12 protein-coding genes are annotated in these 13,068 nt (G+C 68.7%); 5 read left to right on the top strand and 7 right to left on the bottom strand.

Translation table 11 applies throughout. The annotated features are described in order from the left end of the window. Nucleotides 1-107 precede the first annotated feature (107 nt). From ACN675_RS24410 to ACN675_RS24420, 3 genes are read left to right on the top strand one after another with little or no spacing between them, the layout of a single operon-like run. A complete protein-coding gene (locus tag ACN675_RS24410) occupies nucleotides 108-1,793 on the top strand; it encodes a flippase (RefSeq protein WP_420753293.1) in 1,686 nt (561 codons plus the stop codon). A 5-nt stretch (nucleotides 1,794-1,798) separates the two neighbouring features. After that, nucleotides 1,799-2,902 (top strand): glycosyltransferase family 4 protein, encoded by a 1,104-nt coding sequence (locus tag ACN675_RS24415; RefSeq protein WP_420753294.1) that lies wholly within the window; start codon nucleotides 1,799-1,801, stop codon nucleotides 2,900-2,902. Beyond that, nucleotides 2,895-3,986 carry a cellulase family glycosylhydrolase gene (locus ACN675_RS24420; protein ID WP_420753295.1) on the top strand — a complete coding sequence of 364 codons (1,092 nt, stop codon included), beginning with the start codon at nucleotides 2,895-2,897 and terminating at the stop codon, nucleotides 3,984-3,986. Before ACN675_RS24415 ends, ACN675_RS24420 begins: the two co-directional genes overlap by 8 nt. Nucleotides 3,987-3,998: 12 nt before the next feature. Here the strand turns inward: ACN675_RS24420 and ACN675_RS24425 are convergent, their stop codons facing one another. After that, the gene (locus tag ACN675_RS24425) at nucleotides 3,999-5,057 is read right to left on the bottom strand and encodes a GNAT family N-acetyltransferase (protein ID WP_420753296.1); all 1,059 of its coding nucleotides are present in this window, start codon (nucleotides 5,055-5,057) and stop codon (nucleotides 3,999-4,001) included. Between the two features lie 291 nt (nucleotides 5,058-5,348). Here ACN675_RS24425 and ACN675_RS24430 point away from each other — a divergent pair, with 291 nt between their 5' ends. Beyond that, entirely contained in the window at nucleotides 5,349-6,476 is a 1,128-nt protein-coding gene (locus tag ACN675_RS24430; protein WP_420753297.1) for a glycosyl hydrolase, read from the top strand. A 3-nt stretch (nucleotides 6,477-6,479) separates the two neighbouring features. Here ACN675_RS24430 and ACN675_RS24435 read toward each other — a convergent pair whose 3' ends face one another. From ACN675_RS24435 to dcd, 6 genes are all read right to left on the bottom strand, one after another. Further along, on the bottom strand, nucleotides 6,480-8,111 hold the full coding sequence (locus tag ACN675_RS24435) for a hypothetical protein (protein ID WP_420753298.1): 1,632 nt from the start codon (nucleotides 8,109-8,111) through the stop codon (nucleotides 6,480-6,482). 114 nt (nucleotides 8,112-8,225) lie between these two features. Then, nucleotides 8,226-8,516 carry a SelT/SelW/SelH family protein gene (locus ACN675_RS24440; protein ID WP_420753299.1) on the bottom strand — a complete coding sequence of 97 codons (291 nt, stop codon included), beginning with the start codon at nucleotides 8,514-8,516 and terminating at the stop codon, nucleotides 8,226-8,228. Nucleotides 8,517-8,724: 208 nt separating this feature from the next. Further along, the gene (locus ACN675_RS24445; RefSeq protein WP_420753300.1) at nucleotides 8,725-8,883 is read right to left on the bottom strand and encodes a hypothetical protein; all 159 of its coding nucleotides are present in this window, start codon (nucleotides 8,881-8,883) and stop codon (nucleotides 8,725-8,727) included. A 109-nt stretch (nucleotides 8,884-8,992) separates the two neighbouring features. Continuing rightward, the gene (locus tag ACN675_RS24450; protein ID WP_420753301.1) at nucleotides 8,993-11,044 is read right to left on the bottom strand and encodes a DNA/RNA non-specific endonuclease; all 2,052 of its coding nucleotides are present in this window, start codon (nucleotides 11,042-11,044) and stop codon (nucleotides 8,993-8,995) included. 224 nt (nucleotides 11,045-11,268) lie between these two features. After that, a complete protein-coding gene (locus ACN675_RS24455) occupies nucleotides 11,269-11,505 on the bottom strand; it encodes a hypothetical protein (protein WP_420753302.1) in 237 nt (78 codons plus the stop codon). Nucleotides 11,506-11,770: 265 nt separating this feature from the next. Continuing rightward, the gene (dcd, locus tag ACN675_RS24460) at nucleotides 11,771-12,361 is read right to left on the bottom strand and encodes a dCTP deaminase (RefSeq protein WP_420753303.1); all 591 of its coding nucleotides are present in this window, start codon (nucleotides 12,359-12,361) and stop codon (nucleotides 11,771-11,773) included. 218 nt (nucleotides 12,362-12,579) lie between these two features. On the opposite strand from dcd, the gene ACN675_RS24465 reads away from it, so the two are divergent. Next, on the top strand, nucleotides 12,580-13,068 hold a 489-nt coding region (locus ACN675_RS24465; RefSeq protein ID WP_420753304.1), incomplete at its 3' end, for an MFS transporter.

The raw sequence follows: 13,068 nt of genomic DNA on the forward strand, positions 1-13,068 counted from the left end.
CCTGCGCAGCCGGGCGGTCGTCACCGCCGCGGCCTCGACCTGGGACCGCACCGCGGAGCTGACCCTCGACGCCTACCGCCACGCCGGGCTGCGGATCTGAGGTAGCGATGGGCAGGCACACACGACCGGACGACCTCGGCGAACCCGCGGTCGCGCCGTCCTTCGCCACCCAGTCGAGTGTCGGTCGGCACGCCCGGCTCTGGGACACCGCGTCGTGGTCCGCGCTGGGCGCCCCCAGCTACGGGACCGGCCAGGGCAGTGTCCACGGCGACGTCGCCGCCGAGACGGTCGTGCTGCAGCGGATCGCCGCGAAGATCCGCGAGGACACGATCCACGAACCGCAGACCCCCGAACTCGACGCGCGCGACGCCCGCCGCAACACGATCACGATGCTGGGCAGCCGCGTCGCGGTCGCCGCGATGGGCTGGACCGGATCGATGATCGTCGCCCGGGCGCTGTCACCCGACGACTTCGGCAAGTTCTCTTTCGTCTTCGGTCTGCTCGGGCTGCTGTCGGTCGTCACCGATCTCGGTGTCGGCCGCGTGGTCCTCGCGAAACTCGTCGAGTGCAACCCGTGGGAAGTGTCCTATGTGACGACCGCGTTCATCGCGCTGCGCGCCGCGCTGGGCATGCTCGGTCACCTGCTGGCGATCGCCTACGTGCTGGTGATGGGCTATCCGTCGGATGTGGTGTGGGCGACCGTGATCGCCGGTCTCGTCGTCGTGGTCGCCACCCCCAGTCACGCGCTGACGGTGATGTACCAGAGCCGATTACGGATGGCGTACGTCGCGGTCGCCGAGACACTCGGCCAGCTCGTCCAGCTCGTCTGCACCGTCGCCGCGGTGCTGTTCGCCCCCGTGCTGCTGGTGCTCGTCGTGCCGGCGGTGATCAACGAGATCGTCGCGATCGTCGTCAAGATCCGCGGTGTGCGAAACGGGATCGCCGGTCCCGTACCCGCGTCCCGCGCCCAGTTGTGGCGATGGCGCGAGATGCTCGCCGAGGCCGTGCCGTTGAGCATCGGCTTCGCGCTCATCACGATCCTGTCGAAGATCGACGTGCTGATGCTCGGCCGGATGGACTCGTTCGACTCCGTCGGGCTCTACACCGTCGGCTACAAGTTCGCCGACCTCCTCGGGATCGTCGCCTCGACCGTCGTCGGTCCCGTCACCACCCTGCTCGTCGCGACGTGGCCCGGGGACACCGAGCGATTCCGCGGGCGCACCCGCGAATCGGCGATCCTCCTCACCGTGCTCGGTGCGGTCGCCGTCGCCGCGTTCTGGCCCGTCGCACCGGCATTGATGGATCTGCTCTACGGTTCCCGTTTCGCCGAGGCCGCCGACGCCGGCCGGTTCCTCGTGCTCGGCAGCGCCCTGTCCATGCTCACCGAACTCGGATTGATGGTGCTCGTCTCCACGTCCCGCCACCGCGTCTATCCGTGGGTCGCGCTCGCCGGTCTCGCTGCGAACGTCGCACTCAATCTGGTCATGATTCCGCGGTGGTCCTATTTCGGGGCGTCGATCGCAACGCTCGTCACCGATCTGGTTCTTCTGGCCGCCATCTGGATCGTCGTCGCCCGCACGGTCCCGGTCCGTCGACTGTTCCCGGTCGGCGCGATCATCGGTGTCGCGATTCTCGGTTTCGCGGTGACCGTGTGGGCGACGCTGCTGACCGACCGCTTCCACATCCCGTGGATCGTGACCGCCGCGGTCGCGCCCACACTCGTCCTCGCGGGCATGCAGTTCCTGCCCGTCGCGGGGAGAATCCGCCTCGTCCATCTCCTGAAGTCCAGGTAGCACACGTGAATTCCCATCAGGCTCCTTCCACGCGGCGCCGCGTCGTCTTCGTCACCCACACCGCCCAGGTGTCCGGCGCCGAACTGGTCATGCTGCAACTGGTGCGGTGTGCCCTCGACGAGGGTCGCGCGGTCGCCGTCGCCTGCCCCGACGGGCCGTTGCGGTCGCGACTGCCCGCAGAGGTCGACATCCTCGCGATCCCGCTGCTCGGACCGCAGGGCGAACGCGGACTCGCCAAGACCACGACGCTTGCCCGGCTCGCTGCCGACTGGCTGCGCACCGGCCGGATCCTGCGGACGGAACTGCACGGACGCGAGGACGCGGTGATCGTGAACTCGCTGTTCGCGTTGCCCGCCGTCGCGGTCGCGCGGATACCCGGCGCAGTGTGGCTCGTGCACGACACCCTGTCGAGCGCCAAGCAACGAGGGATCGTGCGATTGTCGCGCCGCGGAATCACCCGTGCCGTCGCGGTTTCGGAGCCGACGGCCCGGCCTCCGCGACAACTGGGGCTCGACGTGACGGTCGCGCATCTCGGTGTCGAGGTTCCCGACTTCACGGTCGCCCCGGCCGTCGCGGCGACCCCGGTGATCGGCATGATGGGTGCGCTCACCCCGTGGAAGGGGCATCGGGTGCTGCTCGACGCGGTATCCCGGATTCCGGGGGTCCGGCTCGAGATCGCCGGCGCGCCCTTTCCCGGCGACGAACCGTACGCCGAGGAACTCCGCAGGCGGGCAAGCGAACCCGACCTCGACGGCCGCGTCGTCTTCCTCGGCCGCGTGGAACCGCTGCCGACACTGCGCACCTGGGACGTCGCCGTGTCCGCCAGCACCTCCCCCGAAGCCGGGCCGCTGGTGGCGCTCGAGGCGATGAGCGTGGGCGTGCCGGTGGTCGGCACCGATCACGGCGGCACATCGGTACTGCTGAGAGACGGTGCGGGACTCCTGGTTCCGCCCGGGGATCCCGCGGCGCTCGCCGCGGCGCTCCACCGGATGCTCACCGACGACGACCTGCGCCGGTCGGTCAGGGAGACCGCCCGCCGCCGCGTCGAGGACAACCACGACCGCACGACCACCGTCCCCCGGATGCTCGAGGAGTTGCTGCGTGGCTGAGTCGTTTCCCCGCCGCGCCGTCGCCGGGACGATCGCCGCTCTGACCGCAGTGGTGCTCACCGCCACGGCCTGCGTCCCGGACCCGGACCTGCCGTGCGACCCGTCGGTCACCGCCGACAGTCTCGGGATCGCCACCGGGTCCGGCCTCGACGCGATGCCCGCCGACCGTCTCGATCGGTATCTCGATCTCGTCGACGCGTCCGGTGCCCGCTGGATCCGCTTCGACGTGGACTGGTCGACGGTCGAACCGCAACGCGGCCGGAGCGATTGGAGCGGCGTCGATCGGGTCGTGGCCGCGGCCGTCGAACGCGGATTGCAGGTGCTCGGTCTGATCACCAACACGCCCGCGTGGGCACGCATCGAGGAGTCGGGGGACGACTCGCACGGCCGCCCCTCCGATCCCGCCGAGTTCGGCCGCTTCGCCGGGGATGCCGCGGCCCGGTACGCGGGTACGGTGCGCCACTGGGAGATCTGGAACGAACCGAACCTGACGCAGTTCTTCACGCCCGCACCGGATGTCGAACAGTACGCGAGGCTTCTCTCCGCCGCGGCGACCGCGATCCGGGCCGCAGCGCCGGACGCGGTGATCGTCACCGGCGGGTTGTCCCCCGCCACCGACAACGGCACCGACATCAGCCCCACGACCTTTCTCGACGAGCTGTACGCCCTGGGCGTCGAAGACGACTTCGATGCCGTGGGCATGCATCCGTACAGCTACCCGGCACTGCCCTCCGATGCCGGGACGCGGCGCTGGAACGCCTACTACCGCATGCGGAACCTGCACGCCGTCATGGCGGACCACGACGACGGGGACACCCGGATCTGGGCCACCGAGTTCGGCGCACCGACCGGATCGGGCGAGGACAGCGTGTCCCCCGACGAGCAGGCCGAGATCCTGCGCGACGGCATCAACGAGCAGCGGCGGCTGCCGTTCGTCGACAAGCTGTTCGTCTACAGTCTCGTCGATCGGGGGAACGCTGCCGCCGACCGCGAGCAGAATTTCGGCATCGTCGACCACGATCTCGATCCGAAACCCGCGATGGCCGTGGTGCAGCGCGCCGCGTCCACCCCCGGGTGCATCTGACTCCGTTGGCAGTCAGCGTATTTCGATTACGGATCGAAGCGGGCGGATCCGGTCGGCGGCGCGGTCGGCGACGTCGAGCGTCCACCGGTGCAGCGGTCGGCCCCGCGGGGTGGCGGTGACCGTGACCGCGTCGTATCCCCCGTTGGCCCAACGGGATTTGAATTCCGAAGTTCCGAGCAGGTAGTCGAATCGGGTGATGCCCAGGTCGTCGTGGTGGTCGGCGAGCCACCGATGCAGCAGGTGTCCGGGTCGCAGGTGCGCAGCGTCGGGATCGAACCGGGCCATCCACATCTCCGCGGTGCCGCCGGTGCGGAACATGATCTCGTGCGCGACCCAGCGGTCGCCGACGATCAGGCCCGCGACGAGCAGCGACCCGGCGCGCGCTTCGGCCTCGAGGAACGGCCGGGTGAACGCTGCGATCGGCGGGGCACAGAAGTCGACGCGGCCGCTGTCGGCGTCGGCGCGGGCGGCGACACCGGCGATGTCCGGCCATCGCCGGGCAAGATCCGCCGGTTCCGTGACGATCTCGACGGACGCCGGGGTGCCGGCCTTCTCCAGCGATCGTTCGATGCGCCGGAGCGCCTTGAGGGTCTTCTTGCCGCGCAACGCCGCCGCGTTCTGTCCGGGCTCGAGATCGATGGTCAGGCAGTGATCGTCGATGTATGCGTCGACGTGCCAGCAGTTGGATCTGCGGAGGGCCGCGATGAGGGGGTCCGTCGATTCCAGATGTGTCAGTTGCAGTGGAATCCGCCGGGTGGCGAGGGCATCGACCAATTCGTTCAGTGCGTCGTCGTCCTCGGCGAGCACCCCACCGATGGTCGCGAGGCCGTGCCCGAGAACCCGGTACGCACGGACACCGAGACGGCTCCGGCTGTGCAGCGGTGCCACCGCGACGAGACGCCCGTTGCGGCGGACGGCGCACACCGCGAGGCGTCCGCGGCCGAGGGCGCGGAACCACGTCAATGCGTAGGACGGACGGGTCGCCACCCGGTGCGGGATGCGCGTGGTCAGGTCGTGCCAGTCGTCCAGGATCGTCTCGATCGCGGACTCGTCGTGGATCGCGAACGTCATCGAATCATCCCGACGAGGGTCGCTGCACTGCCGCCGGTTCGCGTCTGCCCACAGCCGTGTACGACAATCGTCGGCAAATACCGGCGGCACGGCCCCTCATGTCGATACATTCTTCCCGATGGCTCTGTTACTGCTGTTACCACTGTGACGGGTGGTAACCGTTGTCACCGATGCCCTCGCCGGGGTATCGGTCCGGGACGCTCGTAGGTTACAGGCCGCGGCTCGTGCCTGCGCACGCCCGGGTACCGCCAGACGTCCGGACACCGGACGAGACCGGAAGAAGGTATCGCCGTGCGACATTCACGCCTGTTCCGATCCGCAGCACCGGTGCTCGTCACCGGATTCCTCGCCGCCACCGTCGCCTGCGCCCCGCCCGCACCGCCGCCGCCGACCGGCTGCACCACCTCCGACCTCGGCATTTCCGGTGGCGCGCCCATGCTGGGTCTCTCGGACGCCGACCTCACCCGGGAACTCGACACCATGTGGAACACGGGAATCCGCTGGCTGAGATTCGACGTCGACTGGTCGGTCGTGGAAGCCACCCGAGGACAACAGAACTGGTCCGCGATCGATCGACTCGTCGACCGGGCCCGCGCGCGCGGACTGAATCTGCTCGGCATCGTCACCTACACCCCGGCCTGGGCCCGGGTGGCCGGTACCTCCGATTCGCACGGCCGGCCCGCGGATCCGGCGACTTTCGCGACCTTCGCGAAGCAGGCCGCGGAACGCTACAACGGCAAGGTCGCCACGTGGGAGATCTGGAACGAACCGAATCTGGTGAACTTCTTCCGGCCCGCCCCGAACGCGGATGCCTACGTGCAGTTGCTGTCCGCCGCAGCGCAGGCCATCCGTTCGGTGCAGCCCGGCGCGATGATCCTCAACGGAGGCCTCGCACCGGCGGTCGACGACGGCACGAACATCGCGCCCACCACCTATGTGCAGCAGCTCTATCAGCGTGGAGCACAACAGTATTTCGACGCACTGTCCGTCCACCCCTACAGCTGGCCGGCGCTACCGTCCGATGCGAGCACCCAGAGTTGGAACACCTTCTACCGCATGCGGTTCATGCGGGACACGATGGTGCAGTACGGCGACTCGGCCACCGAGATCTGGGCGACCGAATTCGGTGCACCCACGGGCCGGGCGAGCGACGCGGTGAGCGCTCAACGGCAGGCGGACATCATCCGCGACGGCATCGCGGAGGCACGCCGGCTCGGGTACGTCGACAAGGTGTTCGTGTACACGCTGCGCAACCACGGCACCAACCTGTCCGACCGCGAACAGAACTTCGGTTTGCTCGAGTACAACTTCACTGCGAAACCGTCTCTGGCGGTGGTGCAATCGGCCGCAACCGCATGCACCGGGGTTTCCGACACCCTCGACTCGGAGTCCCCGACGCCACCCCCGGTCGCGTCGTAACCGTCAGCGGCCCCACGAGTCCGGGGGCGCACCCGGCCCGCGCGAATCGTCGTGCACGATCTGTGCGCCGAGTTCGGCTCTGTCCTGCTGCGCAGGGTTCCCGTTGCCCTGCCCCGGGTACGGCATCGGAACCTGCTGACCGTTGGGCGCAGGAGCCCTCCAGGTCTCGGGGGGCCGGGAAGTGCGCCAGACCTGTTCGACGTTCACCGGCGGGCTCGGCGGACGGCTCTCCGCCCACGCCGGTGCGGCCGGCGTCACGGGGGAAGCCGGGACGTTCCGTGCCACCGGTTCCGCCGGGACCGAAGTTTGCATCGGCGCCGGAGTCTGCATCGGCGGCGGAGCCGCAGCCTGCATCGGCGGCGGAGCCGCAGCCTGCATCGGCGCCGGAGCCGGGGCGACGGATGTGTCTGTGGCGCGTCGAGAACCTGAGGCTCGCAGTGAACCCAGGGCACCGAACAGACTGCCGCGCGGTCCGGACCCGAGCAGCACGAGGCGGGTGGGCACCTCGATCTCGGCCAGGGCGCGCACCGCATCCTCGACGGCCGCGCGCTCGCTCTCGGCGGACGCGACCACGACCACCGCGAGCGCCAGTTCGTCGGTCGGGACCGTCTGCCACCAGCGGTCGGTCAATGCGGCCCGGGTGATCCTGTCTGCGGCGGCACCGGCGAAGCTCCGCGGATCCGACTGCACTCCGGCGCCCCCAAGGATCAGAATCGACTCTCCCAGGGACGCACGCTGATTCACCATGACGGTCGTGTCCAGTGGCAGCCCGAGGACGTCGGTGGGCTCGATCTGCAGTGCGGTCCGGTAGCGACGGGACAGCCGCCGCGCCCATTCCGGGCTGTTGGTGGTGCCGCGGCGACCGCTCAGCGCCACCAGGGCCTCGGCGGCGACTACGAACAACGCGAGGAACGCGACCATCGCCTCGGCGGCCGGCTTCGGCGACACCTTCTCGCCGCTGCTGTTCGGCGACGCCAGCAGTTGCAGCTGGGCACTTCTGAAGCTGGCGCGGAGCTGACGCTGCTCGTCGATTCGCGCGTCGATCTCTCCCTGCAACGCCGCATACGCCGGGGACTCCGGGTCGAGGCTCGCGAGTTCGGCACGCCGGTCGGCGATGGTCGTGTCGAGTTCGGCCACGCTCGCGTCGACGGCTGCCCGATTCCGCCCGGACTGCACCCGGTCGAGCGAGGTGACGACGATTCCGGTGAGTTCGTCGGCCTCGGCCTGGGATCCCGCGGTGGCGTTCACGATCAGCAGTGTGGGCGACGGACCGGGCGAAACCTCGATGTGGCCCTCGACGGTCGCCGCATCCCAGCCCTCACCCATCGCCTCCCCGATGAGCGCGACCACCTCGGAGTCCGAGGACAGTGCGACGTAGGGGGCGGTGAGCTGCCCGAGGTTCGCGTCGCCGCCGTACATCGGGGAGGTGCTGCGGATCTCCGCCACCACCTGGGACTCGTAGACGCCCGGTCCGCTGTCGCGCACGATGAAGACGAGCGCGGCGCCGACCGCTGCGATCAGGAACGCGGGCAGGGCGACGCGCACGAGATCCCGGAGGTGCCCCAGCAGGTCGAACGACGGGGGAACACCGAGTTCACGACGCAACTGCGCGTCGCGGATGCTTCCTTCTGACACTGGGGACCTCTCCCGCACCGATCCGGACAAACCATGCCAACGGTACGTCGGGCGACGTTCGCCGAACGTTACGGTGCCGGGATCGGCTGTGCATATCGGATCGGTCCGGAAACTCTAGGCGCGCGTCGTCCGGTCCCCGTGCCCGAGATCCCGGTCGGGATCGACGACGTCACGCACCCGCTGCTTGAGGGTGACGATGTCGGGAAAGCCCCCGTCGCGTTTGCGATCCCACACGAGCTGCTCGTCCGCGGTTACCTGGAAGACTCCACCCGTGCCGGGAATCAGGGCTACTTCACCGAGGTCGCAGCCGAAGGTGTTCAGGAGTTCCTGCGCCATCCATCCGGCACGCAGCAGCCATTGACACTGTGTGCAGTACGTGATGGTGATCCGCGGCCCCGTCGTCATGGCGCCAGGGTATCGGGCAGATCGGTCGGGGTGCGCGCCGGAAAGGCGAGACCCCGCCGACAGTGGTGGGGGCCGGCGGGGCCTCTACAGACCGGTGATGGGGGGATGACCAGCCTGCGCGGCCGCCCACGCAGGGGGGTTGGAGGACGACCGCAGTGGACAGTAGCGATAAAGATCGTTACTCGCTAGTACAAACGATTTCGGCGTGTCAGCTCAATTCCGTATGGGAGTCGTCTCGCCGGCTGCGCTGAATCTCGACGATCTGCTCCTCCACGTCGGCACGGCGGAGAATGCGCCCGATGATCAGCGCGGCGGCCACCGCGACCATCACCCACACCGCGACGCCTATGGCGATCCACCACCACATGTCCAATATTGTCCCCGATAACCGGAACCGGGCCAACCATTGCCGCGTCGCGGCGGAGCGACGGGGCAACGACCGGCCGGGCGGTCACAGACCGCAATCCGGGATGGGGTCACAGGATCAGATCCTGTGGTCGCAGCAGTTCACGGACGGAGACACCCGCCTCGATGCGCTCGAGAGGGTCACCGGCGACGTAGGCGTCCAGGCCCAGACCCGTCATCGACGCGATGCGCCGCACCGGAACCTGGAAGGTGCGGTAGGCACCGAACGAGAACTCCTCCGGACCCGCGAGGAACTCGTCGAGCAGCGCGGCCTGGCTGAGCAGATACCCGGTGGCGGACAACGTGCCGTCGGACTTCGTCATCGCCACCACCTTCCAGTACTGGCGGGGCAGAGCGACACCCCGATACAGCGGATCGTCGTCCGCGAGGATCGGCCCCGTCACCACGCTCACCTTCAGATCCCGGTTGTCGGCATTGCCGAGAACATAGTCCTCGAGCCCGAGCCACAGCGTGCTGCCGGCGTTGAAATCGTGATGCTGCGGGGTGCAGTTGGTGAAGTGGAAGGTGTCGTCGTTCGCGGCCTTCGCGAGCGGACCCCACGCCGGATCGAGGCGACGCACGAGATGACCACGGTCGAGCGGATTGTCGCGGTAGACCTCCTCCCCCGTCTGCTCGTCGGCGGAAAGACGCGGATCGCGGATCCACCGGTCGCTGTCCCGTCGCGGTTTCTGCGCGAGTCCACCGTCGATGTTCACCGCGGTGAAGAGAGCCAACCGGCGCCGCCGGTGCATGACGACGCTGAAGTGGTGGTAGCGAAGCTCATGGGATGCCACCGAGACCGCATCCCCGGTCACGACCGGAAGCGGAAGCGCCGTGCAGAGGAAGCCGGGGTCGTATCCGCCGCGCCGGCTGTAGTCGGGATCGATGGAGATGGCCTCGGTCGTGGACGGTGGAATCGTCGCGTCCGCTGCGGTCGCACCGACCCGCACGGTGATCTCCACGGACCGGTCGCGCGGAATATTCACTGCCACAGCACCATCCGATGTTTCCGCGGTGCCGAGACGTGACTGCGGGACCGGCCGATCGGTGAGCAGCTCCGGACGTTCGGCGGTGGTCAACTCCTCGACCAGTGCCCGCTGTTCGGGCGGCAGATCACGGTCGCGGAGGAACTGCAGGATCCGGCTGATCCGCACGCCCTCGTTGAGGAATCCGCCGAACTGGGTCTGCTGTGGTGCCCGCACACTCGCGTGGTGCAACGCGACGACCTCCCATTGGTCGTTGAACACCGGGGAACCGGAGGATCCGGGTTCGGTATCCGCGGAGTAGTGCACGAACATCTCGGGGATGTCGACAATCTTGTTCTCCCGCAACGCGATTTGCTTCTTCTCACCGCGCGGATGCTGCACGATGGTCACGAACTCGCCGATGACCACCGTGCCCTGGGCAGCGGTCAGGCGGTTGAAGCCGTACTGCGCGAGGACATCCGGCGGCGCGTCGACGGCGACGAGCGCGAAATCCCGTTCCCGATCGGCGACGAAGAACCGTCCCGGATCCAGCGGCACCGATCGCGGAGTCAGGGGGTGGCCGTCGATGCCGTCCTGGAAGTCGAACTCGACGACGCTCGCCCCCGCGATGACCGCGTCGGGCAGCACGTGATGATTGGTGAGGAGCAGGTGCGGGGAGACCAGGAAGCCGGTGCCGAAGCCGAGCCGTGATCCGTCCGCGCCGAGGATGTGGACGCGACCGATCGCGCGCGCGGCCGCCACTCCCTCGTCGAGATAGCGCACCCCCACGAAATCCGCCGTGTTGATGATCTTTTCGAGCATCGACTCCACGTCCTCGGTGCCGGATCCGAGGATCGCGGGGGCGCGTTCGAGCGCCGATTCGACCAACGCGGCGGGATCGGCACCCGCCGACGCATCGGCGGGATCGCCACCGCGGTAGTAGCGGCTCACCCGGTCGAGACGCTTCGCGATGCGCGCGGGGTCGTCGGCGCGGGCGATCCCGCCGGGTTCCCCGAGTACCTGCTCGTTGCCGACCCGCACATCGGACCGGTCGACGATGCGCCGGGCCGCGGCGCGGCGCTGGTGTTCGCGTTCGGTGAGATAGGCCGCGGCGTTGTCGCCGGACCCATGGACCCTGGTGTTGGAGATGATGGTCATGGCATCGCTTTCGGCGAGAAGTGGATTCGGATCGTATTCAGCGTCGCCCGGTACCGGGCCGCCGTCACGAGTAGTGCACTACGCGAATCCGGCCGGCATCAGATCTCCACGGACACCGAATACGACCGCGGTTCGAGAACACCCGGACACGCCCCTCGTCGAGAGCGTCGAGGACCCCGGCCGGGTCGACGTCCCAGAGTGTTTGCGGTTCGAGTTCGGCGACGTCAGTATCTCGGTGCACCGGGGATCTCCCGGACGTCGAGACTGTCGGGGTCCACCGCGAAGTCCCGCAGCTCGATGAACCGGATCTCGAACCCGGATGTGCAGCCGGGGCAACCGAGTTTCTCGAGCACCTGCCGGGAGATCTTCCCGACCGCGTCGAGGTCGTGTGCGGCGTTGCTCGGCAGGTACACCCGCACCGTGTCCGATGAACGTGGACTGCGTGGTTCGGACTCTGTCATCGGGCGCTCCCCTCGTCGTCGGATCGGGTGACGTCTTCGAAAGTACGAGGGGGAAATGCGGTTCACACGAGTAGCCGACTACCCGAATCTGCGGGGATCACGGCGCAGTGGGCTCGGCCGGACGGACGGACGATCGGATCGCGTCGAACGTCGACCGCCACGATCGAGTCGGTGGAGGCGGACGATCGTGCAGAGGATGTGTCCTCATCGTCGAGCAGGCCGCGCCGCGGGGCACGGGTAGGGGGCTACCCGACTCGGGTGAGCGTCAGCTCGGGCGGGCGTCCGGGTGGTCGTGCGCGAAGTTCAGGTACGCCTTCGACGGGGTCGGCCCGCGCTGGCCCTGGTACTTGGACCCGACCTTCGCGCTGCCGTACGGATGCTCGGCGGGGCTGGTCAGGCGGAACAGGCACAACTGGCCGATCTTCATGCCCGGCCACAGCGTGATCGGCAGGTTCGCGACGTTCGACAGTTCGAGGGTGATGTGCCCGTCGAAGCCCGGGTCGATGAATCCGGCGGTCGAATGCGTGAGCAGTCCGAGGCGACCGAGCGACGACTTGCCCTCGAGACGACCGGCGAGGTCGTCGGGCAGCGTGCAGCGTTCCATCGTCGAGCCGAGCACGAACTCGCCGGGGTGCAGCACGAACGGTTCGCCGGGCGGGGCCTGCACGAGAGAGGTCAGCTCGTCCTGACGCTGAGCAGGGTCGATGTGCGTGTAGCGCGTGTTGTTGAAGACGCGGAACAGGCTGTCGAGGCGGACGTCCACACTCGACGGCTGCACCATCTCCGGGTCGAAGGGGTCGATGCCCAGATGCCCGGAGGCGAGCTGGGCGCGGATGTCACGATCGGAGAGCAGCACGGGTAGAGGTTAACAATGTGCCTCTTGACCTCGAGTCGGCTGGAGGTTGTTCGCTGGGACCACACCCGACGAACGGAGGCGGCCATGCACCCGATTGCCCGGCGCGAGTTCGGTCCGCGTTTCGAGCCCCCCCGGCTTCCCGAGCGAGCGGTACACCCGATTCCTTCAACCGACGGGACGTACCGTTCGCTCGGGCGAGGCGTGGTCGAGGTGACCGCATGACGGTCGTCTCCGTGCCCCCGCTGTGGTCGGGCCGGTTCCGCGCGACGACGGTCGGGCTGTTCTTCCTGTCGGCGCTGTTCGCGTTCGAATCGTTCGCCGTCGCGACGGTGATGCCCGTCGTCGGCCACGAGTTCGGGGCGCTCGCCTCGTATGCGCTGGCGTTCGCCGCCCCGATCGCGATGTCGGTGTTCGCGATCTGCGTCGCCGGAGTGTGGATCGACCGATCAGGCCCCGGACCCGCCCTCTACACCGGGGTGGCGGTGTTCTCGGCCGGCCTGATCGGGGTGGCCGCAGCCCCCGATATGGTCGTATTCCTCGCGGGCCGGGCCGTGCAGGGATTCGGGTCCGGGCTCGCCGGGGTTGCCCTGTACGTGCTGGTCGCCGTCGCCTATCCCGAGGAGTTCCGGGCGCGGGTGTTCACCGTGCTCACCAGCGCGTGGGTGCTGCCGGCACTGATCGGACCGCCCGTGGCCGGTGCGCTGGCC

The sequence above is a fragment of the Rhodococcus sp. O3 genome (assembly GCF_048897285.1).
Lineage (GTDB): Bacteria > Actinomycetota > Actinomycetes > Mycobacteriales > Mycobacteriaceae > Rhodococcus.

Bases quoted from the DNA above. Each gene is read 5' to 3' on its own strand.
- ACN675_RS24410 (WP_420753293.1), top strand. From the start codon at position 108: ATGGGCAGGCACACACGACCGGACGACCTCGGCGAACCCGCGGTCGCG.
- ACN675_RS24425 (WP_420753296.1), bottom strand. From the start codon at position 5,057: ATGACGTTCGCGATCCACGACGAGTCCGCGATCGAGACGATCCTGGAC.
- ACN675_RS24440 (WP_420753299.1), bottom strand. From the start codon at position 8,516: ATGACGACGGGGCCGCGGATCACCATCACGTACTGCACACAGTGTCAA.
- ACN675_RS24445 (WP_420753300.1), bottom strand. From the start codon at position 8,883: ATGTGGTGGTGGATCGCCATAGGCGTCGCGGTGTGGGTGATGGTCGCG.
- ACN675_RS24450 (WP_420753301.1), bottom strand. From the start codon at position 11,044: ATGACCATCATCTCCAACACCAGGGTCCATGGGTCCGGCGACAACGCC.
- ACN675_RS24455 (WP_420753302.1), bottom strand. From the start codon at position 11,505: ATGACAGAGTCCGAACCACGCAGTCCACGTTCATCGGACACGGTGCGG.